Origin of the sequence: Rhodococcus ruber, assembly GCF_016804345.1 — a bacterium.
GTDB lineage: Bacteria > Actinomycetota > Actinomycetes > Mycobacteriales > Mycobacteriaceae > Rhodococcus > Rhodococcus ruber.
This window is the reverse complement of sequence record NZ_CP044211.1, coordinates 1,538,051-1,557,667: the sequence shown is the minus strand read 5'-3', so window position 1 is coordinate 1,557,667 and position 19,617 is coordinate 1,538,051. Positions and strand designations below refer to the sequence as shown.

Here is a 19,617-nt window from a genome sequence, read left to right as displayed (position 1 = left end):
TGAGTTCCCTGCGACCGTGCCCCGGCCCCGGCCGGGGCACGGTCGTCTCCACGATCCGGCGCTAGGCTCGCTCGCATGGACGACGTCGCGGTCCCCGCCCGTGCGGACACGCCCCGCGGTCCCGTCCGGATCGGACTGCTCGTGCTGCTCCTCGTCGCGCTCACGGCCACGCTGCGGACCCCGGTGGCGCCCGCGCCGGCCGACACCCCACCGACCGAGTTCAGCGCCGCCCGCGCGACGGCGCACGTCGAGGCGGTGGCCGCGCAGCCGCGCCCGCCCGGCTCGGCCGGCCATGCCGCGGCGCGGGACTACCTGGTCCGCGTCCTCGACGGACTCGGCTGGGCCGCCCGCGTCGACGACGGCGTCGGCTGGTCGACCACCGCCGTGCAGGGCACCCAGCGCGGCGGCCGGGTCGCCAACGTGGTCGCCACCCTCCCGGGCACCGACCCCACCGGTTCCGTCGTGCTCGCCGCGCACTACGACACGGTCCCCGCTTCCCCCGGCGCGGGCGACGACGGGATCGGAATCGCCACGGTCCTCGAGGCCGCCCGGGCCCTGTCCGCCGGCCCCCGTCCCCGGAACGACGTGACGGTGCTCGTCACCGACGGCGAGGAACGCGGCCTGCTCGGCGCCGAGGAGTACACGAGGCGGCAGCCGGCCGACGCGCGGCCGACCGTGGTGCTCAACCACGAGGCCCGCGGCAACGGCGGCGTCCCCGTCACCTTCCGGATCTCCTCACCCAACGCCGGTCTCGTGGGTGTGCTGTCCGACGTGCCGGGCACGACCGCGGACTCGTTCACCCAGACGGCGTTCGAGTTGCTGCCCAACGACACCGACTTCCGCCGCCTCACCGAGGCCGGCCTGCACGCCGCGGACACCGCGGTCGCCGGCGGCGGCGCCTACTATCACAGCCCCGTCGACACCGCGGACCGGCTCGACACCTCGTCGCTGCAGCGCATGGGCGAAACGACCCTCGCTGCGGCACAGCGATTCTCGTCCATCGACCTGGCCGAACTCGGTTCCGGCGGCGACGACGTCGTCGTCACCCTGCCCTGGGGACCGGTGCACTTCCCCCGCTGGCTCGAGATCGCCCTGACCGCGCTGCTCGCCGCCGTCACCGGTGCCCTCGTGGCCCGGCGGATCCGGGACGGCACCGCCTCGGCGGGCCGGCTCGCGGCATCGGGCGGGATCTCGATCGCCGTGGCGGCCGCGGCGGCGGGTGCGGCGTTCGTCCCGTGGTGGCTCGCGCTGCGGATCGCCCCCGGGCAGGCCTCGGCGGTCCTGCGGGAACCGTACCGGCCGGTGCCCTATCAGGTTGCCGCGGTGGCCGCGGCCGTCGCCGTCCTGCTCGCGGCGTACCCGGCGGTGCGCCGCCGCGTCGGCCCGGCGGCGTTCGCGACGGGCGCGCTGCTCGCCGTCGCGGTCACCGCCGTGGCCGCGCTGCCCTTCCTGGGCGTCGCGACCGTCCTGGTCCTGCCGGCGCTGCCGGCCGCGGTCGCCGCGCTCGTCGTGGACCGGCTGCCGGCCGACCGGCGCGGGTGGCGGACGCCCGTGACGGTGGCCGGGACCGTGCCGGCGGTCGTGGTGCTCGTGCCCGGCGCGGTCGCGTCGTTCGACGCCGGTCTGCTCACCGGAGCGCCGCTCGCGGGCGTGTTCGTCGCGGTGCTGTTCGCGCTGGCGCTGCCGCTCGTCGACGCCGCCGGCGACCCGTCGCAGCTGCGGCTCGCCGCGATCGCCGCCGCGGCGGTCGTGGTGGTGGCCGCGCCGACCGGGGGTTGGGTCAACCGCGACGGCGCCACCCCGCCGCGGCAGGAACAGCTCCTCTACGCACTGAACGCCGACACCGGCGCCGCCGTGTGGGCCTCGCCGCGCGCCCCCGCGTCGGACTGGAGCCGCGCCCTGTTGACCGAGGCGCCGGCCACCCTGCCGGACGCGTTCCCGTGGCGCAGCGAGACCAGGTTCGCCCACGGCCGGGCACCGGCCGCGCCGCTGCCCGCGCCCGGGCTCGACGTCGTCGCGGACGTCACCGACGGCGACGAGCGGACGCTGACGTTGCGGCTGACGTCACCGCGCGGGGCGCCCACGGTCGGGCTGTGGGTGGACGAGACGACCGCGGAGGTGCGCGAGGTCGCGGTGGCCGGCCGGAACGCCGCACCGGCCGCGCCGTTCGGGTTCCTGTTCTCGGGGACGCCGGCCGAGGGCATCGAGGTGCGGCTGACCGTCGTTCCGCGCTCCGGTACCACCGTGCTGCACGTCGCCGATGTCACCGACGAGCTGACCGCGGTCCCGGAATACCGCGCTCCGGACGACCGGGTCGTGGTCACCCCGGCGGTCGCGGTGACCCGGACCGTCCGGTTGTGATCACACCGCGCCGAGCGGCCACTCGTGAACGGGCTTGCCACCGAGCATGTTCCGGATGTAGTCGCGCATCATTCCGTGGAGGGCGGTGCGCCGGTCGGCGCCGGCGTCCTCCCGTTCGACGACCTGCGCGCGCTGCCACGCCGCACCGGTCTGCCGGTTCAGGCACCGGCCCTCGATGATGCCCAGGTACCTGTCCCGCGCCTGCTGCGACAGGCCGAAGGCGGTCAGCCCCGCGTCCGCCATCGGCAGCAGCCGGCGCAGCACGAGTTCGTCGGCTCCGACCCACCCCAGTCCGGGCCAGTACAGCCGCGCGTCGAGACCGTACTTGGCCCCGATCCCGAGGTTCTCGCGGGCGGCGTCGAAGCTCATGAACCGGCACAGCGGCACGTCGGCGTCGACGAGAGCCCGCAGCGCCCCGTAGTAGAACGCGGCGTTGGCCATGACGTCGAGCACCGTCGGCCCCGCCGGCAGCACCCGGTTCTCGAGCCGCAGGTGCGGGTGGTCGTCGGCGACGTCGTAGACGGGCCGGTTCCAGCGGTAGATGGTGCCGTTGTGCATCTGCAGCTCGCGCAGGCCCGGAGTCCGTCCGGCATCGAGCTCGGCGAGCGGGTCGACCTCGGAGACCTCGGGAAGCAGTGCCGGAAAGTACCGCGAGTTCTCCTCGAACAGGTCGGTCACCGAGTCGATCCAGCGCTCGCCGAACCACACCCGCGGGCGCACCCCCTGGTTCTTCAGCTCCTGAGTGCGGGTGTCGGTGGCCTGCGCGAACAGCGGAATCCGGCTCTCGTGCCACAGCGCCTTGCCGGCGAGGAACGGGGAGTTGGCGGCGAGCGCCACCTGCACCCCGGCCAGGCACTGGGCGGCGTTCCAGTGTTCGGCGAAGTCTTCCGGAGCCACCCGCAGATGCAGTTGCAGCGACGTGCACGCCGCCTCCGGCACGACCGAGTTGGCATCGGCCCGCAGTTGTTCGGCACCGTCGCGGCCGGGCAGGGGCACGCCGTCGAGATCGAGTTCGATGTCTTCGCCGCGCGCGGCGAAGATCTGCTCGTTGAGGGCCTCGTAGCGCGGATTGGCGGTGATGCGTTCCCGGTCGAGGTGGGCGAGCTCGAGCGTCGGCAGCATGCCGATCATGACGAGCTGGGCGTCCTGTCGGTGCATCCGCGTGTCGGCGCGGCGCAGCGACTCGCGCAGGGAGTTCTCGATGTCGAGGACGGCGTCGCCGGCGAACGGCCCGGGGTCGACGTTCATCTCGACGTTGAACTGGCCGAGCTCGGTCTGGAACACGGCGTGATCGTCGATCGCCTGCAACACCTCGAGGTTGCACATGGCCGGTTCCATGTCGTCCTGGACGAGGTTGAACTCGATCTCCATGCCCAGGAGCGGCTCCGGGCGTTCGCGCGCATCGGTGAAGGCGCCTTCGCGCAGCATCCGCTCCAGGGCGGCCAGGCAGGCCTGCACCTTGGTGCGGAACTCGCGCCGGTCGGCGCGAGTGAAGGACCGAGCCTTGATCTGCGTGCCCATGGAGCCGTGTCCCTCTCCCCCGCTAGGTGATGATTCGTCAGCCTAGCGGCCGAGCGACCGCAGGTGGGGGCGAGCGTCAGACGGCGCGGTAGCTGCTCCAGTCGGCGACGACGCCGCGTGTGCTGAGCCAGGCGTTGGGGTCGGTCTTGCCGCCGGCCTGATCCCACACCTCGAAGTGCAGGTGCGGTCCGGTGGACCAGCCCCGGTTGCCGACGGTGGCGATCTGCTGACCGGCGGTGACCCGCTGGCCGGCGCTGACCTGGTAGGTGTCCACGTGGCCGTAGACCGCGGTGGTGCCGTCGTCGTTGAGGACGCGCACCCACTGGCCGTAGCCGGAAGCGGCGCCCGCGTCGAGCACGGTGCCGTCGGCGGCGGACTTGATGGGGGTGCCGATGGGGGCGGCGATGTCGATGCCGCCGTGGTGGCTGCCCCAGCGGGGGCCGAAGTCCGAGGTGAGCGTGCCCGAGACGGGCTGCACGGTGGCGGGCTTGGCCGGGTTGAGGTTGTTCAGCCAGCCCTGACCCGTGGCGAACTGGTCGACCAGGGCGTCGAGCTCCGGCGGCAGGGCGGGAGCGGCGGCATGCCCGTGGCCGTGTTCGTCGGCGGGGGCGGGCGCTCCGGGCAGCTGCGGGAGCTCGAAGCCCTCGGGCAGCAGACCCTGGGGCACCTCGAAGGGCAGCGTGCCGGTCTGAGCGGGGGCGGGGGCGGCACTGGCCGTGCCGGCGGTGAGCTGCGCGCCGACGGCGAAGAAGGCGCCGGTGGCGGCGGCGACGGTGGCGGCCTTCACGGGCGCCGACGGGCCGGCGGGCTCGACGCGGTGCCGGCCGCGGCCGGAGGACGCACCGGACAGGTCCATCTCGAAGGTGGTCGCCTCGTCGCCTGCCCGCTGGTGCCGTCCCACAGTTGCTACCTCATCCGTCGTCCGTTGCGCGCCGGGTGACCCCCGGCCGTTTCTGGCGACTCAAAGTAACAAAACGATATAGGCCAGCGCCAGCGTTACGTTTCGGACACCGTCGCGGTGGGTAGGGCGGCCGACGCCGCGGCGCCGTCGTCGGCTGTCGCGCTTCCCGCGCCCTCGTGAACAGCGGAAACCCGTCCTGCGGTGGGCACGACACGGCGGAAGCGTCCACCGGACCCCGACGCCGCGTCCCACTCCCGCACAACCGGCCGGAGCCGCCTCCGGTTATGTGATTGTGATCACAGCGGTTCGCCTGCCGCCTCAGCCGACATACGCGAGGGGCGCGTCGGGGACATAGTCGACGCACGAGAGCAACGGCGTCGGCGACGGGCTGAGGTAGCCGGTATCGAATGCCTGGATGCGCTGCTCGACGGTGCCGTGGGTGCGCTCCGGCCCCTTGTCCTCCCCCACCGCGGCGAACGCCCGCCCCAGTGATGCCAGGTCGGCCTGCTCGATCGTGACGCCGAGATCCCGTTCGGAGTACGCGACGAAGGCGCCCGATCCGCAGTCGGCCTGGTTCTCGTACGGGATTGCGCTGTTGGGTTCTGCCGGGTCGGGCTGCGGCAGCCCCAGCATCGTCTGGAAGTGATGCGTCACCTCATGGCTCAGCACCGCGGCAACGGCGATCTCCCCGTAGTCACTCACCAGTTCCCTCGCCGCCTTCTCGCCGATGTAGAGGCTGCGGTCGGCCGCGCAGTACATCAGCGAGTTCTCGTCGTAGGCGCAGCCGGGCGCCGCCTCCCCCGGCTTCCCGGCCGATACCGCGTAGTAGGCGTTCGGATGCGGCATGTCCGTATAGGTGGCGTCGATCCACGACTCGATCGACGGAAGGAAGCACTGCACATACGGTCCCATCATCTCCGTCGTGTACTGCCCGGTGGGCCCGGCGGCGAACGGACACTCCGCCGTGGGCGAAAGCTGTTGCAGTGCAGCCTCGTCCTCCGCGGCGGCCGGAGCGACGGCACCGAGGGCGGGCACCACGGCGACGACGGCCACGGCGGCGAGGCGGATCGTGCACGAAACGGAACGAGGCATGAGCACTCCCGGGGGACGAGGATTCGGCTTGCGGATCCACCCTCCGGCGTGCGGGGGTCTCGATCCAGGGCTCTTCGGGCTGCGCCCCGTCACCCCGAGGGGGACGTTTCCCACCCCCGGGATCACTGGCCGCACCTCCGCCGGGATGCGCCCGACTGCCGCCGCCGGGGTGCGCCCGACTGCCGCCGCCGGGGTGCGCCCGACTGCCGTCGCCGGGGTGCGCCCGACCGAATGTCACATGCGTTCGGCTGGATCGACGGCGTGTGACATTCGGTCGGGCGGAGTGGCCGGGCGGAGTGGGCGGGTACAACCGCTGCGCCCCAGGTCCGCGACCGTTTCACACCGGTACCCCGATCCCGGCTACACTCACACCGCGCATCGAATCGAACCGGTTCACCGCGCGCCGCCCTCGTAGCTCAGGGGATAGAGCACGGCTCTCCTAAAGCCGGTGTCGCAGGTTCGAATCCTGCCGGGGGCACACGGGAACGCCGGCCGAGTTCCGCTGCCGGCCCTGGATCAGTCGACCTTCGCTTCAGGGGCGACGTCGAGCCGCAGGTACGACCGGACGCCGAACAGGCGGTGCATCCTTCTCGATGCCGGTGTCAGATGCGGTTCCGCTTCCGCTGCGGGCACGATCACGGGAGCGACGACGTCGTAGCGCACGCCGGCCTGCTCGAGGGTGCAGCCCCCACCGGCCAGGACGTTGCGGCACCAGTCGACGTCGGTGCCGTAGGGCAGATGGACGAAGAACGACTGTCCGGCTCGTTCCGCCCAGACCGGGGTGACGTACGGCTTCCCGGATCGGCGGCCGACGTGGTGCACCGCGGTGACCGTCGCCCCTCTCCTCTTCAGGATCACCGGGTTGAGGACGGACTTGTTGTACCGGCGCACGGCAGTCAGGGCGGGCTTCCAACGCGAGCGCCACACGGCGACACGCACCACCGTGAAGGCTGTGTCGACGACGAGCACGGCGCCGTCGTACACCCGCTCGGCCAGTCGCCGGAGCACGGACCGGCCGGTCGCAGCTCCACCCTCGTCACTCACGGAGGATATCGGCCTTGCTCGCCGTGTCGGCCGAGCGGCCGTCGGCATCCGGTCCGTCCGCGGAGTTCGCCCACCGGAGGAACCTCGCTGCGAGGTCGGCACGTAGTTCAGCGAAGAGGTCGCCGTCCCGCGCGGGGTCCAGGTGCTCGACGGTGTCCAAGTGCGCCCGTACCGTCACGGATTCGTCGCCGCGAAGGCTGGCGATCCACCGCTCCACCGGGCCGGGCGGAGCGGGAACCGGACGGGGCACCACCACGTACTTCTCGAAGACCTTCCGAAACCGCTCCCAGCATTCCTGTTCCTGCTGCAGGAGGTACCACGGCCACTCGACGACCCGCCCCCGGAGGCACACCCTCGTCGAGGGGCCGTACTCGAGCGGATTCCACTGTGGCGGACGCGTGAACACCACCTGCAGGTCCACACAGCCCCGGTCGCTGCCGGGTGTACTCATCAGCGACAGGGTGTGCAGGTTCCGACCGTCCCCGGGACACCGGTACCGGATCGCCGGCGCACCCTGGCACGGCGCGTAGTAGCTTGCCGGCACGATCGCCGCGCCGTCGACGATCCAGCCGACGGACAGATTCTCGTGGCCGTGCTCGAAGGAGATCAGCACGGTTTCGGAGAAGTCGATCTGCCGGCCGACCCACACCCCGTGTCGGCAGAGCGACGGCGTCTTCGTGTAGTCCTCGGTCACGAGATGCCGCCCGGTTTCCGAGCGTTCCCGGGTCTTCTCGACGAGCGGGTAGGTCATTGCTCCCCCTCTCGGCTTACTCGACTCCACGGTAGACCGAAGAGCAGGCGGCGGAGCCGGTTTCCTGCTGCGGAGCGGACAGCTACCTGCTCAGTCCGATCGTCCGTGCGACTCGTACGCGGCCTGTTCCGCCGCCACGGCCTCGGCGACGTGCGCTTCGGCGACGGCGGCGTCCACCCCGAGACCGCCGAGAACGCCGCTGCCGTTCTCGTGGTCGAGCAGGGCGAGGAGGATGTGCTCGGTGCCGATGTAGTTGTGCCCGAGCCGCAGCGCCTGCCGGAAGGTCAGTTCCAGCACTTTCCGGGCGCGCGCGTCGTAGGGGATCAGGTCGGGCACATCCCCCGTCGCCGGCGGGAGCGTCGCCGCCACGGCGCGACGGACCGCGTCCGGCGACACATCCTGCGCGACGAGCGCGCGCATCGCGAGGGCTTCGGGTTCGCTCAGCAGACCGAGCACGAGATGCTCCGGGGCGATCTCGGCATTGCCGGCCGCCCGGGCCTCGTTCTGTGCCGCCACGACGACGTTCCGGGCACGTTCGGTGAATCGGCTGAAGCCTTGTTCGGAATCGAGATCGGCGGACCCCTTGGGCACGAAACGTTTCTGGGCCGCCTGCTTGGTGACGCCCATACTGCGGCCGATGTCGGTCCAGGACGCGCCGGAGCGACGGGCCCGGTCGACGAAGTGGCCGATCAGGTGGTCGGCGACCTTTCCGAGATGCTCGGCGGCGAGAACGGCGTCCGTCAGTTGTTCGAGGGCATCGGAGTGGACCTTCTCGATGGCGTCGATGAGGTCGTCCAGCCGCACGGGATTGCTCATGGGGATCGGATTCGTCATTCGTCAACCATAGGTTGACGGATGACGCTCGTCAACGCTCGGTTGACGACGATTCCGGCGTGCCTCCCACGTGCGCCGACTCCGGGTACCGTCGTCGCATGGACCCCGATGTCCGCACCGGCCCCGGCCGCCGCCGCGAGCCCCTCATCGCACCCAGCCTGGCCTCGGGCGACCTGGCGCGTCTCGCGGACGAGGCGCGGATCGTGGCCGGTGGATCCGACCGCGGAGCCGACTGGCTGCACATCGACGTGATGGACGGGCACTTCGTCCCCAACCTCACCTTCGGGCTGCCGGTCGTGCGGTCCCTCGCCCGGCACACGCCGCTGCCGCTCGACTGTCACCTGATGATCGAGGACCCCGACCGGTGGGCAGTCGACTACGCCGAGGCCGGCGCGTACAACGTCTCCGTGCACATCGAGGCGACCCGCGACCCGATCGCCCTCGCCGGTCGCCTGCGAGCCGCCGGCGCCCGTGCCGGTCTCGCGTTCGCACCGCAGACCCCGCTCGAACCGCACCTCGGCACGCTCGCGCACTTCGGCACGCTCCTGGTGATGAGCGTGCCGCCGGGTTTCAACGGTCAACGGTTCATTCCCGAGATGCTCCACAAGGTGCGCACGGCGCGACGCCTGGTCGACGCACGTGAACTCGACCTGCTCATCGAGGTCGACGGAGGGGTGAACCTCGACACCATCGGGGCTGCGGCGACGGCCGGTGCCGACTGCTTCGTGGCCGGCACCGCCGTCTACGGCACGGACGACCCGGCCCGCGCCGTGCGCCTGCTGCGGGAGAAGGCCCGGACGGCGTACGGGAGACCGTGACACACGGGAGACCGTGACACACGGGAGACCGTGACACACGCGAAACGGGCGCCGAGAGACATCCCGGCGCCCGTCGTGACGGCTCAGCTACCCAGCGCGTCGATCGCCGCCTGCAACCGCCGCGCGGCCTCGTCGGCGACCGGCTGCAGCTCGGGGTCTTCGGCCACCTGCACCATCAACTGCGGATTCATGGCTTCGACGTGGACCGTGCCGGAGTCCTCCGGATCGCGCCGGACGACGACGTTGCACGGCAGCAGCAGCCCGATCTGCCGGTTGGCCGACACGGCCCGGTGCGCGAGCGGCGGGTTGCACGCCCCGAGAATGACGTACGGCTCCATGTCGACGTCGATCTTGGTCTTCAGGGTGGCCTGCATGTCGATCTCGGTGAGCACCCCGAAGCCTTGCTCCTTCAGTGCCGCACGAGTGCGCTCGACGACGTCGTCGAGCGGGGCGCGCAGCGTGGTGGCGAGGGCGAGTGTCATAGCGCTCCTTCGTGATTCGCTGATGTCAGGCGAGCGCGAGGAAGAGCTTCTCGAGTTCCTCCTCGGTCAGCTTGTCGACGCAGGTGTCGTCCTGCTCGTCGAGGACGCACTGCCGCAACCGGGTGGCGACGATCTTGAAGCCGGCCCGGTCCAGGGCACGCGAGACCGCGGCGAGCTGGGTGACCACCTCGCGGCACTCGCGCCCGCTCTCGATCATGGAGATGACCCCGGCGAGCTGGCCCTGCGCACGGCGCAGCCGGTTGAGAACCTGGGTGGTGGATTCTGCGGCATTCACGGTGTTAACTGTCATGGTCGGCCCCTTCATACTGAAGATGAACACATCATACCCCGTGGGGTATTCCCGCGCCCACCTTCCGACTCGATGCCGCCTCCCGGATCACGGGCCGCTCGATCCGGCGTCGCCTTCAGCGGCGACCGCCCCTGACCACCCGCTCCCCGGCCCGTTCCCAGGCGATCATGCCGCCACGCAGCGAGGCCACGGGCGCCTGCGCCTCCGGGGCGAACATCCGCGCGGCGCTGGCCGACCGCATGCCGGAGTGACAGACGAACACCACCGGTCGGTTGCGGACGATCCGCGCCGCGCGCGTGGGGACCTGGGACAGCTCGCAGTGCTGTGCGACGGGCGCGTGCCCGGACCGGTACTCGGCGGCGGACCGCACGTCGACGAGGACCGCCCCGGCCTCGAGCAGCTCGCGTGCGCGACGGACGTCGACCGTCTCGTAGGGTTTGGCGAAGCGCGCCTTGACCTTCTCGAGCAGGCTCATCGGGTGCCACCCTGCTCGACCGGGTGACCGGCCCGCAGCCAGCCCTTGGTGCCGCCGGCGACCGAGACCGCAGGCCGCCCGGACGCGGACACGATGTCCGCCCCGCGCAGGCTGCGATTACCGGAGGCGCAGACGACGTAGACGAGGTCGGCTCCCGGGATCTCGGCGAGTCGGGACCCGAGTTCGCCGAGCGGAATCCACTGGGCGCCGGGCACGTGCGCCTGCTCGTACTCGTAGTCCTCGCGCACGTCCACCACGGTCGCGCCGGACTTCCACGCGTCGGCGAATGCGGTGATGTCGATTTCCCTCATGTCCACTCCTCGGCCCACACCGGTGGGCATCGTGCCGTCGTTCGAGGTTCATACCCCGAGGGGTACTACATACCCTAGGGGGTATATGCAGATCTGTCCACCGTCCCCGCCCGGGCGACGGCCGCCCGGGTCCGGCGCCGCGACCGTTCCGGTAGCGTCCGAGACGATCCCCGACCCGATGCACCTGGGAGGAATCGCCGATGAGCGAGGGACCCGTGGCGCCGCAGCCCGGCGCGGGCCGTGCCCGTCAGAACGTCATCTACCGGGCCGGAGTGCTCGGGCGCACTCCCCCGGTGCCGACCGACTTCGCCGGGCTGGAACGTCTGGCGCGACGGAAGACGAGCCGCCGCGGCTGGGCCTACATCGCCGGGGGCGCCGGTGAAGGCGCGACGATGCGCGCCAACCGGGAGGCGTTCGACCGCTGGAAGATCGTCCCCCGCGTCCTGCGCGACGTCTCCCACCGCGACCTGAGCGTCGAACTGTTCGGCCGCACCCTGCCCGCCCCGGTCCTGCTGGCGCCGGTCGGCGCCGCCGAACTCGCGCATCCCGACGCCGACGTCGCGATCGGTGGCGCGGCGGCCGAACTCGGTGTGCCCTACATCCTCTCCAACCAGGGCTGCGCGCCGATGGAGGCCACCGCGGCGGCGATGGGAGATGCCCCACGCTGGTTCCAGTTGTACTGGAGCAGCGACGACGACCTCGTCGACAGCCTGCTCGCCCGCGCGAAGGCGATCGGCGCGGACGCCGTGGTCGTCACGTTGGACACCACCCTGCTGGGCTGGCGGCCGCAGGATCTCAACCTCGGTTCCCTGCCGTTCGCCCGCGGCGAGGGGATCGCCCAGTACACCTCGGACCCGACGTTCGTGCGCATCGTCCGCGACCGCATCGCGGCGGCCGCCGGTGCCCGTCCCGAGGTGGAGGTGACCCTCGGCGCGATCAGGTCACTGCTCTCGATGAGCCGGCGCTACCCCGGCCGCCTCCTCGACAACCTCCGCTCCCCCGAACCCCGGGCCGCGGTCGAGACGTTCCTCGACATCTACTCGCGACCCTCCCTGACGTGGACGGAGATCGAGTCGCTGCGCGAACGCACCGATCTCCCCGTGCTGCTCAAGGGCATCCTCCATCCGGACGACGCCCGCCGTGCCCTCGACGCCGGGGCCGACGGCATCATCGTCTCCAACCACGGCGGCCGCCAGGTCGACGGCGCGATCGCCGCCCTCGATGCCCTGGTCGGCATCGTCCCCGCCGTCGACAGCCGGGTGCCGGTACTGCTCGACAGCGGAATCCGCACCGGATCGGATGTGTTCAAGGCGCTCGCGCTCGGCGCCGACGCGGTCACCGTCGGCCGCCCCCACCTGTACGGCCTGGCCGTCGGCGGCCGGGACGGAGCCCGCGACGCCGTCGCGAACATCATTGCCGAGTTCGACCTGACGCTCGGGCTCAGCGGGCTGACGTCGGTGAAGGAGATCACCGCGGACGCGGTGACCCGCACGTGACCGGTGCACACCGGATGCCGATCTTCGACGCCCACTTCCACATCGTCGATCCCCGCTTCCCGGTGATCCCGAACCAGGGATACGTGCCCCCGCCGTTCACGGTGACCGACTATCTCGAGCGGGTCCGCGGGCTCGGCGTCACCGGTGGCGTCGTCGTGTCCGGCTCCTTCCACGGCTTCGACCAGAGCTACCTGCTGGACGCCCTCGCGCTGCTCGGACCCGGCTTCGTGGGAGTCACCCAGCTGCCGGCGACCGTGACCGACGACGAGATCACGCGGCTGAACGACGCCGGGGTGCGGGGCATCCGGTTCAACCTGCGCCGCGGCGGTTCGGAATCCGCCGACCACCTCGGCACGCTCGCCCGCCGGGTGCACGACGTCGCCGGCTGGCACACCGAGTTGTACGTCGACGCGCGCACACTGCCCACCCTGACCGGGACGATCGCCGCCCTCCCCGCGGTCAGCATCGACCACCTGGGCCTGTCCGCCGCCGGACTTCCCCACCTGGCGGCACTCGTCGACCGCGGGGTCCGGGTCAAGGCGACCGGTTTCGGCCGAGTCGACTTCGACGTCGCCCCCGTGCTGCGCGCCGTGGCCGACCGGAATCCCCACGCCCTGATGTTCGGCACCGATCTACCGTCCACCCGGGCCCCGCGGCCGTTCCTCGACGCGGACGTCGAGATCGTCACCGACACCCTGGGCCCGGAACTCGCCGCGCGGGCACTCCACGACAATGCCGCGCAGTTCTACCGCGTGCGTTGACATCCCCGGCAACCAAGATCTGCGAAACGTCGTCTGCTCCGCCGTCCGCGATCTACACTCGGGGGCGTCATTCGGTGCGCGGGGCGCGCCGCCGGCGGGGCGCGGCGGTCGGCACCCGGACGTGACATTCCGATCCCAGGAGCATCAGCATGAGCGCCGCCCGAACCACCCGAGCAATCCTCGCCACCGCCGCGCCGATCGCGGCCGCCGTCCTGTTCGCCGGCAGCGCCGGCGCCGCACCGCCCCAATCCCTCGGCACGGCACTGACCTTCGGATGCCTCAACCAGGGCAGCCTGGCCTCGATCACGGCGATCACCGCGCAGGCCGGACCGGAGGCGAATCCCGGGATCCCACCCGGGCACGTACTGTTCTCCACCGCACCGGGACTGGGTCCCATGCCTGCCGCCGGGCAGGTGTCGGTCGCGTGGCTCAATCAGAGCACCGGCCAGGCGGGGATCGTCGACCTCGAGGGGACGTACCCGAACCTGGCGAAGGTGGTGAACACCGGTCCGGGCACCGTGCTCACCACCGTGTTCGGTTCGGTGAACCTGAGCAGCGGCCCGATCTGCAATTCGACACCGGCCGTGGGGACGGTGACCGTCGGCTGACTTCGTCGGAATTCAGCGCGGGCTGTACATGATCAGCGCCACGCCGAGCAGACAGACGAGCGCCCCGGCCACGTCCCACCGGTCGGGGCGGAAGCCGTCGACGATCATCGCCCACCCGAGGGATCCGGCGACGAACACTCCGCCGTAGGCGGCCAGGATGCGGCCGAAGTTCGCATCCGGCTGCAGCGTTGCCACCATCCCGTACGCGCCGAGCGCGATCACCCCGGCCCCGACCCAGATCCAGCCGCGCTGTTCCCGGATCCCCTGCCACACGAGCCAGGCGCCGCCGATCTCGAACAGCGCCGCCACGGCGAACAGGGCGAGGGACTTCGCGATACTCACGCGAAGCACCCTACGGCGTTGCACGGCTCCGGTGCGGGGCGCCCGCACCGGAGCCGGCCCGGAACATGGTCAGGTTCGGCTCACCGCGCGCGGGCGCGGTACCAGCCGGGGCACGCGGGCGCTGTAGTCGCGGTACCGGTCGCCGAACGTCTCGGTCAGATCGTGTTCCTCGAACCGCAGTGCGACGAGGATGTATCCGGTGGTGACGGCGGCGAACAGCAGGTGCCCCACGCTCATCGTCGGCGCCACCCAGAACGCGATCAGGAAACCCAGATACAGCGGATGGCGCACCACCCGGTACAGCATCGGGGTGCGGAACTCGGCTTCGGCCGGCGACTTCCCGGCGAAGTTCCGCAGCACCTGGCGCAGGCCGAACAGGTCGAAGTGGTCGATCGCGAACGTCGATGCGAGCACGAGACCCCATCCGGCGAACGACACCGCGTACAGGGCCACGCGCACCGGGGTCGCGTCCACGTCCCAGACCTCCTGTGGCAGCGGACGCCACTGCCACATCACCAGCGCGAGGGCGGCGGTGGCGAACAGTACGAACGTGGAGCGTTCGATCGGTTGCGGGACGATGCGGGTCCACCGGCGCTTGAACCACGGCCGGGCCATCACCGAATGCTGAACGGCGAACACGGACAACAGGGCCAGGTTCACCATCACGGCCACGACGACGGGCGTCTGCGGCCCCTCGTCGATGGTGCGGGGCACCACGAGACCTTCGACCCACCCGATCGAGTACAGGAACACCGCGAAGAACACGGCGTAGGCGACCGCGCCGTACGCGGTCATCAGGGTACGGCTCAGGCCACCCCTGTCGGTCGTCTGCAACATCGTGAACCTTCCTCCTCCGGGCGCGGCGCCCGTGCCACAGTCGGCGGATGTGCCGTGTGACCACGGTGCGCCGACGCGGCGGAGGAGGACAGGCACCCCGGGGTGAGTTTTCCGGCACCCCGGCGGTCGTCCACCGCCCGGACTTGCTCGCACTTTCGGTATCTGCCCACGCCGTGGCCTGGGCGAATTCCGAAGATGCGAGCGAGTTCTTCCCCGTGCGGGCGCGCCGGAGCCTGTGCGCGAGACGCTCTGCCGCGCAGGGTGTCCGGACGGCGTGCCGCAGGCCCGCTGCGATGGCTACCAGTACCGGTGCCGCTTTCCGTCGGTGTCGGCGACGAAGACGATCGCGTCGGCGCCGTCCAGGTCGGCCGGGCCCAGCGGGATGTGGCCGGGCACGATCGGTGGGCCCGGGACGATCGACGGGTCGAGCGCGGCGCGCAGAGCCGGCGCCGGGAACAGGGCGCGTCGGGTCGTCGCCTCGGTCAGCACACGCTGAAGGGTGCCCGGCTCGCTGTGCGGGGCGGCGTCGGTCGCCACGACGAGGTAGCGCTCGCCGAGGGCGAGCCCGACGTGCGCGCCGGCGCTTCCCCACTGCGCCCCGTCCTCGCCGGCCTGCATGCGGGACTGCGCGCGTTGCAGGTGCGCATTGTGCGCGAACACCAGGACGGGTCCGCGTCGCCGCTCCTGCGCGACGATCGCGAGCAGGTTCTCGGCCATCATCTCGGCGCGCACGCCGAGCAGGGTGGCGATGCGATCGGGGGCGGGATGGGCCATGGCCGCGTGATAGCGCAACAGGCCCTGGGCGGTGCGCGCGTGCGCGACGGCCCGGTCGTAACCGGCCGGGTCGGCGGCACGCAGGGCCGGTGCCGCGCGCCGCAGCGCGCCGGCGATGTCGTCGGCGACGACGCGCAGAGCGCGGGCACGATCGGAATCGCCGACGGACGCCGCCGGGTCGAACATGGCCGCCTGGTCGGTCCAGTCCGCGTCCTCGCCGAGGAGGGCGTCGAGGTCGTGGACCGATCGGGGGCGCAGCGCCGCGGGCAGGTAGTCCCCGGCCCGGACCAGGGTGTGTCGCGGGCTCGGTGCACCGGAGTACTCCACCGGCGCATCGAAGCCGTGGAAGCGAACCCGATCCTGCGGCGCGCACCCGGCGTTGTGCGCGCGGAGCCACTCCACGAGTTCCCGGTTTCCCGGCACGGCGCCGAACCCGTGGCTGAATCCGGTCGCGAGCACCGTGTCGATCTCTCCTGGCGCCCCGGCCGCGTAGTCGTCGACGACGGAGGCGGCGAAGAAGTCGGTCTCCAGAACGATCGACCGGAACCCCCGTTCGACGAGGTGAGCGAGCAGTTCGTTACGCAGCAGCGGGAACGCCTCGATCCCGTGGGTCGGCTCACCGAGGGCCAACAGGACCGGCGGCTCGCTCCGCGCGGCGAGCAGGTCGTCGAGGGCACGGTCCACGCCGGCCGGGTCGTCGAGCGGACGGCCGATCCCGCGCAGTGATACGGCAGATGACATGACACTCCTTACGGAAGGAACTGCCCTCGACGCTATCGTTGAAGAATCGAGTGAAGCTTCTGCGAACTCGACCTGCGATCGGCAGATCGAACCTTCAAACCGGAGGTGCGCGGTGCGACCCGTCGACCTGGCCCGGCAACACGGGTTGTCCGCACAGGCGATCCGCAACTACGACGACGCGGGAGTCTTCCCCCCGACCGAGCGCAGCGAGGCCGGCTACCGGCGCTACACGCCCCTGCATGCACAGGCGCTGCGCACCTTCCTCGCGTTGCGCGGGGGCCACGGACACCGGCCGGCGACGGAGATCATGCACGCGACCAATCGCGGCGACACCGAATCCGCCTACCGGCTCGTCGATGCCGCGCACGCCGCGCTGCTCGCCGAACGTGACACCCGCATCGAGGTGGCGACCGCTCTGGACGCCCTGGCCACCGCGACATCGACCCCCGTGCGCGGTCGACCGCTGACGGTGGGTGAGCTCGCGCGCCGGCTCCGCGTGCACCCGGCCACGTTGCGCACCTGGGAATCCCACGGCATTCTGCGGCCCGACCGCGACCGGGCCACGGGCTACCGCGAATACGGGCCGGAGTGCGTGCGCGATGCCGAGATCGCACGGCAGCTGCGGCGGGGCGGCTATCCGCTGACCCAGGTCGCCCGGTTCGTCGACTCCCTGCGCACGGCAGACGGCGCCGCCGCGTCGACGGCTTTTCTCGACGCCTGGCAGGACCGGCTGACCACGCGCAGCCGCGCTCTTCTCGCCGGCGCGGCCCAGCTCGACACCTACCTCACGATGCTCGAGCGGGCACGGCAGACGTAGCCGACGACCCCGCGCGGCCACGGATCCGGTTTCTACTGCGCGGGCCTCTTCACGTCCTGGGGGTCGATGTCGTCGCGCAGCCCGCGCCAGCTCGGATGCCAGAGCTTGCCGGCGTCGGTCCATTCCCGGAACCGCACCTCCCCCACCAGTTTCGGGGTCACCCACACAGCGTCCCGCGCGTCCTCGCGCGGAACGTCACCGGCGAAGGGGGTGGTGCGGCGCCGCAGACCGGCCAGGGCGACCGACAGATCGGCGAGCTCGGGTTCGTCGAAGCCGGTGCCGACACGGCCGACGTACTCCAGCCCGGCCTCGCCGTGCACGCCGACCAGCAGCGAGCCGAAGGTGCCGGCACGAGCCCCCTTCCCGAGGCGCCAGCCACCGATGACGACGTCCTGAGTGAGCCAGTTCTTCGACTTCACCCAGTCGGGGCTGCGCCGGCCCGGCACGTACACCGAGTTCCGCCGCTTGGCCACCACGCCTTCCCAGCCGCGCCGGGTGCTCTCCTCGAGCGCCTCGGATCCGTTGCCGCGCAGCACGTCCGGCACGATCAATCCGTCGGTCGCGGCCGCGAGCGCGTCGAGCACGCGTCGCCGGTCGGCGTAGGGCTTGCGGTACAGGGTCACCCCGTCGAGGTAGAGGACGTCGAACACGAAGTACTGCGGGGTGCCGCCGGTCCGCAGCAACGGAAAGCTCGTGACTCCGCCGGGGTCGCACGCGACCACCTCCCCGTCGAGGACGACGTCGTGTCCGTCGAGGACGCGGGTGAGGTCGGCGAGGGCGGGGTAGTCGCCGGTGATGTCGCGGCCGGAGCGCGAATGCAGCCGCAGCTGCCCGTTCTCGATCTCGGCCACGGCGCGGTAGCCGTCCCACTTCCCTTCGAAGGCCCATTCGTCGGCGTCGAGACCGGTCACCTCACCCGGTGTCGCGAGCATGGGCTCGAGGTCGCGCGGAAATCCCGAGGGCGGACCCGCCTGTCCGCCCTGGTCTTTCATGCGGTGGGCGAGCCACTGGTTGCCCGCCGTGCGGATCAGCGCGTACCGGCCCTGCACCCGCGCGCCGTGCAGGCGCACGATCACCTCGTCGTCGCGCCACTTCTCGGTCTCGTAGCTGCCGGTGTCCCAGATCGTCATGCTGCCGGCGCCGTACTCCCCCTTGGGGATGACGCCGTGGAAGGTGAGGTACTCGAGCGGATGATCCTCGGTGCGCACCGCGAGGTTGTTGCGGCCCGGGTCGTCCGGCAGGTTCTTCGGTACCGCCCACGACGCGAGCACCCCGTCGCGTTCGAGCCTCAGGTCGTAGTGCAGCCGGCGGGCATGGTGTTCCTGGATGACGAAGGCGTTGCCCGGCCCGGAACCCACGGCGGCGGGAACGGGTTCGGGCGTGCGGGACGGGTCGCGTTTGCCCCGGTACTCGGTCAGGGCGTCGGGCTCGGGCCGCGGCGGGTCGAGGTCGGCGAGCGGGTCGGGAGCGGTGTCCAGTCGCGCGAGCACCTCGTCGAACCGCAACTGGCGCAGCCCGGGATCGTCGAGTTCGTCCCAGGTGCGGGGCGCGGCGACCCACGGTTGCTCGCGGCCGCGCAGGGAATACGGGGCGATGGTCGTCTTGGCCTGGTTGTTCTGGCTCCAGTCGAGGAACACCCGCCCGCCGCGTGCGGCCTTGGCCATCGTCGCGGTGACCAGGTCCGGATGCAGAGTCTCGAGGTTGATCGCCACCTGCTTCGCCACGGCCGACGCCCCACCCGGGGCGAGTTCGCGGTCGAGCGGAACATACAGGTGTATCCCCTTGCTGCCGCTGGTGACCGGGTAGGCCGGCCAGCCCAGCCCGCCGACCATGTCGCGCACCAGCCGGGCCACCTCGGCGCACTGGACCAGGGTGACCCCCTCCCCGGGGTCGAGGTCGAACACGATCCGCGTCGCAGGGCCCGGAACGGAACCCGCGAACCGCCACTGCGGCACGTGCAATTCGAGTGCCGCCTGCTGCCCGAGCCAGGCCAGCGCCGCGACGGAGTCGAAGACCGGATAGGTGACCGAACGCTGCTTGTGGTGAACCGTCTTACGGGTGAGCCACTTCGGCGCGTGGGAGGCGACGTTCTTCTCGAAGAACGACTCGCCGCCGACACCTTCGGGCCAGCGCTTGCGGGTGCCGGGCCGGCCCGCGACGTGCGGCAGCATCACCGGGGCCACGGCCACGTAGTAGTCGACCACGTCGGCCTTCGTGGTGCCCGTCTCCGGGTAGAGCACCTTGTCGAGGTTCGTCAGGTTCAGACGACGGCCTTCGAACGTGCGGGTCGTCATCGCCTCATTGTGCCGAGCGCGGCCGGCGAGCGTGCAGTTCTCGCGCC

The 19,617-nt window shown here is 71.6% G+C and carries 20 protein-coding genes and 1 tRNA gene; 7 read left to right on the top strand and 14 right to left on the bottom strand.

The annotated features are described in order from the left end of the window. Positions 1-75 precede the first annotated feature (75 nt). Entirely contained in the window at positions 76-2,361 is a 2,286-nt protein-coding gene (locus F1734_RS07330) for a M28 family peptidase (protein ID WP_203011482.1), read from the top strand. Here the strand turns inward: F1734_RS07330 and F1734_RS07325 are convergent, their stop codons facing one another. From F1734_RS07325 to F1734_RS07315, 3 genes are all read right to left on the bottom strand, one after another. After that, entirely contained in the window at positions 2,362-3,882 is a 1,521-nt protein-coding gene (locus F1734_RS07325; RefSeq protein WP_010593072.1) for a glutamate-cysteine ligase family protein, read from the bottom strand. It lies immediately after the preceding gene. A gap of 76 nt (positions 3,883-3,958) precedes the next feature. Further along, positions 3,959-4,783, bottom strand: coding sequence for a M23 family metallopeptidase (locus F1734_RS07320; protein WP_017679408.1), 825 nt, complete (start codon positions 4,781-4,783; stop codon positions 3,959-3,961). Positions 4,784-5,101: 318 nt separating this feature from the next. Then, positions 5,102-5,875, bottom strand: a complete 774-nt coding sequence (locus tag F1734_RS07315; RefSeq protein ID WP_010593074.1) for a neutral zinc metallopeptidase — start codon at positions 5,873-5,875, stop codon at positions 5,102-5,104. 405 nt (positions 5,876-6,280) lie between these two features. On the opposite strand from F1734_RS07315, the gene F1734_RS07310 reads away from it, so the two are divergent. Beyond that, positions 6,281-6,353, top strand: a tRNA-Arg gene (locus F1734_RS07310). A gap of 38 nt (positions 6,354-6,391) precedes the next feature. Here F1734_RS07310 and F1734_RS07305 read toward each other — a convergent pair. The 3 genes from F1734_RS07305 to F1734_RS07295 all read right to left on the bottom strand — a co-directional run bounded on the left by F1734_RS07305 (position 6,392) and on the right by F1734_RS07295 (position 8,504). Further along, on the bottom strand, positions 6,392-6,919 hold the full coding sequence (locus F1734_RS07305) for a nitroreductase family deazaflavin-dependent oxidoreductase (RefSeq protein WP_048774076.1): 528 nt from the start codon (positions 6,917-6,919) through the stop codon (positions 6,392-6,394). Continuing rightward, positions 6,912-7,670 carry a hypothetical protein gene (locus tag F1734_RS07300; RefSeq protein WP_203011481.1) on the bottom strand — a complete coding sequence of 253 codons (759 nt, stop codon included), beginning with the start codon at positions 7,668-7,670 and terminating at the stop codon, positions 6,912-6,914. Before F1734_RS07300 ends, F1734_RS07305 begins: the two co-directional genes overlap by 8 nt. A 90-nt stretch (positions 7,671-7,760) precedes the next feature. Beyond that, positions 7,761-8,504, bottom strand: a complete 744-nt coding sequence (locus tag F1734_RS07295) for a Clp protease N-terminal domain-containing protein (RefSeq protein ID WP_203011480.1) — start codon at positions 8,502-8,504, stop codon at positions 7,761-7,763. A gap of 98 nt (positions 8,505-8,602) precedes the next feature. On the opposite strand from F1734_RS07295, the gene rpe reads away from it, so the two are divergent. Then, positions 8,603-9,322 (top strand): ribulose-phosphate 3-epimerase, encoded by a 720-nt coding sequence (gene rpe, locus F1734_RS07290; protein WP_203011479.1) that lies wholly within the window; start codon positions 8,603-8,605, stop codon positions 9,320-9,322. A gap of 83 nt (positions 9,323-9,405) precedes the next feature. On the opposite strand, the gene F1734_RS07285 is transcribed toward rpe, so the two are convergent. The 4 genes from F1734_RS07285 to F1734_RS07270 form a co-directional block, all read right to left on the bottom strand. Continuing rightward, positions 9,406-9,804 (bottom strand): DUF302 domain-containing protein, encoded by a 399-nt coding sequence (locus F1734_RS07285; protein ID WP_010593079.1) that lies wholly within the window; start codon positions 9,802-9,804, stop codon positions 9,406-9,408. A gap of 25 nt (positions 9,805-9,829) precedes the next feature. Then, a complete protein-coding gene (locus F1734_RS07280) occupies positions 9,830-10,114 on the bottom strand; it encodes a metal-sensitive transcriptional regulator (RefSeq protein WP_040274363.1) in 285 nt (94 codons plus the stop codon). Between the two features lie 115 nt (positions 10,115-10,229). Then, the gene (locus tag F1734_RS07275) at positions 10,230-10,589 is read right to left on the bottom strand and encodes a rhodanese-like domain-containing protein (protein ID WP_010593081.1); all 360 of its coding nucleotides are present in this window, start codon (positions 10,587-10,589) and stop codon (positions 10,230-10,232) included. Continuing rightward, the gene (locus F1734_RS07270; protein WP_010593082.1) at positions 10,586-10,900 is read right to left on the bottom strand and encodes a rhodanese-like domain-containing protein; all 315 of its coding nucleotides are present in this window, start codon (positions 10,898-10,900) and stop codon (positions 10,586-10,588) included. Before F1734_RS07270 ends, F1734_RS07275 begins: the two co-directional genes overlap by 4 nt. Before the next feature lie 200 nt (positions 10,901-11,100). Between F1734_RS07270 and F1734_RS07265 the strand changes: the two genes are divergently transcribed. The 3 genes from F1734_RS07265 to F1734_RS07255 all read left to right on the top strand — a co-directional run bounded on the left by F1734_RS07265 (position 11,101) and on the right by F1734_RS07255 (position 13,765). Further along, the gene (locus F1734_RS07265) at positions 11,101-12,396 is read left to right on the top strand and encodes a lactate 2-monooxygenase (RefSeq protein ID WP_010593083.1); all 1,296 of its coding nucleotides are present in this window, start codon (positions 11,101-11,103) and stop codon (positions 12,394-12,396) included. Beyond that, positions 12,393-13,157, top strand: coding sequence for an amidohydrolase family protein (locus F1734_RS07260; protein WP_017679401.1), 765 nt, complete (start codon positions 12,393-12,395; stop codon positions 13,155-13,157). The genes F1734_RS07265 and F1734_RS07260 overlap by 4 nt, the downstream gene beginning before the upstream one ends. 149 nt (positions 13,158-13,306) lie before the next feature. Then, positions 13,307-13,765, top strand: coding sequence for a hypothetical protein (locus F1734_RS07255; RefSeq protein ID WP_203011478.1), 459 nt, complete (start codon positions 13,307-13,309; stop codon positions 13,763-13,765). 12 nt (positions 13,766-13,777) lie between these two features. Here F1734_RS07255 and F1734_RS07250 read toward each other — a convergent pair whose 3' ends face one another. The 3 genes from F1734_RS07250 to F1734_RS07240 all read right to left on the bottom strand — a co-directional run bounded on the left by F1734_RS07250 (position 13,778) and on the right by F1734_RS07240 (position 16,459). Then, positions 13,778-14,107 (bottom strand): YnfA family protein, encoded by a 330-nt coding sequence (locus tag F1734_RS07250; RefSeq protein WP_010593086.1) that lies wholly within the window; start codon positions 14,105-14,107, stop codon positions 13,778-13,780. A gap of 69 nt (positions 14,108-14,176) precedes the next feature. Then, positions 14,177-14,944 carry a methanethiol S-methyltransferase gene (gene mddA / locus F1734_RS07245; RefSeq protein WP_010593087.1) on the bottom strand — a complete coding sequence of 256 codons (768 nt, stop codon included), beginning with the start codon at positions 14,942-14,944 and terminating at the stop codon, positions 14,177-14,179. A 297-nt stretch (positions 14,945-15,241) separates the two neighbouring features. Next, a complete protein-coding gene (locus tag F1734_RS07240) occupies positions 15,242-16,459 on the bottom strand; it encodes an erythromycin esterase family protein (protein ID WP_203011477.1) in 1,218 nt (405 codons plus the stop codon). Positions 16,460-16,571: 112 nt separating this feature from the next. Between F1734_RS07240 and F1734_RS07235 the strand changes: the two genes are divergently transcribed. Next, complete coding sequence (locus tag F1734_RS07235) at positions 16,572-17,276, top strand: MerR family transcriptional regulator (RefSeq protein WP_010593089.1); 705 nt, start codon at positions 16,572-16,574, stop codon at positions 17,274-17,276. Positions 17,277-17,308: 32 nt separating this feature from the next. Here the strand turns inward: F1734_RS07235 and F1734_RS07230 are convergent, their stop codons facing one another. Further along, a complete protein-coding gene (locus F1734_RS07230; RefSeq protein ID WP_203011476.1) occupies positions 17,309-19,570 on the bottom strand; it encodes an ATP-dependent DNA ligase in 2,262 nt (753 codons plus the stop codon). Positions 19,571-19,617 lie beyond the last annotated feature (47 nt).

Excerpts from the sequence above, each read along its gene's own strand:
- F1734_RS07330 (WP_203011482.1), top strand. The coding sequence starts at position 76 with ATGGACGACGTCGCGGTCCCCGCCCGTGCGGACACGCCCCGCGGTCCC.
- F1734_RS07325 (WP_010593072.1), bottom strand. The coding sequence starts at position 3,882 with ATGGGCACGCAGATCAAGGCTCGGTCCTTCACTCGCGCCGACCGGCGC.
- F1734_RS07315 (WP_010593074.1), bottom strand. The coding sequence starts at position 5,875 with ATGCCTCGTTCCGTTTCGTGCACGATCCGCCTCGCCGCCGTGGCCGTC.
- F1734_RS07300 (WP_203011481.1), bottom strand. The coding sequence starts at position 7,670 with ATGACCTACCCGCTCGTCGAGAAGACCCGGGAACGCTCGGAAACCGGG.
- F1734_RS07295 (WP_203011480.1), bottom strand. The coding sequence starts at position 8,504 with ATGACGAATCCGATCCCCATGAGCAATCCCGTGCGGCTGGACGACCTC.
- rpe (WP_203011479.1), top strand. The coding sequence starts at position 8,603 with ATGGACCCCGATGTCCGCACCGGCCCCGGCCGCCGCCGCGAGCCCCTC.
- F1734_RS07285 (WP_010593079.1), bottom strand. The coding sequence starts at position 9,804 with ATGACACTCGCCCTCGCCACCACGCTGCGCGCCCCGCTCGACGACGTC.
- F1734_RS07280 (WP_040274363.1), bottom strand. The coding sequence starts at position 10,114 with ATGACAGTTAACACCGTGAATGCCGCAGAATCCACCACCCAGGTTCTC.
- F1734_RS07275 (WP_010593081.1), bottom strand. The coding sequence starts at position 10,589 with ATGAGCCTGCTCGAGAAGGTCAAGGCGCGCTTCGCCAAACCCTACGAG.
- F1734_RS07270 (WP_010593082.1), bottom strand. The coding sequence starts at position 10,900 with ATGAGGGAAATCGACATCACCGCATTCGCCGACGCGTGGAAGTCCGGC.
- F1734_RS07265 (WP_010593083.1), top strand. The coding sequence starts at position 11,101 with ATGAGCGAGGGACCCGTGGCGCCGCAGCCCGGCGCGGGCCGTGCCCGT.
- F1734_RS07255 (WP_203011478.1), top strand. The coding sequence starts at position 13,307 with ATGAGCGCCGCCCGAACCACCCGAGCAATCCTCGCCACCGCCGCGCCG.
- mddA (WP_010593087.1), bottom strand. The coding sequence starts at position 14,944 with ATGTTGCAGACGACCGACAGGGGTGGCCTGAGCCGTACCCTGATGACC.
- F1734_RS07240 (WP_203011477.1), bottom strand. The coding sequence starts at position 16,459 with ATGTCATCTGCCGTATCACTGCGCGGGATCGGCCGTCCGCTCGACGAC.
- F1734_RS07230 (WP_203011476.1), bottom strand. The coding sequence starts at position 19,570 with ATGACGACCCGCACGTTCGAAGGCCGTCGTCTGAACCTGACGAACCTC.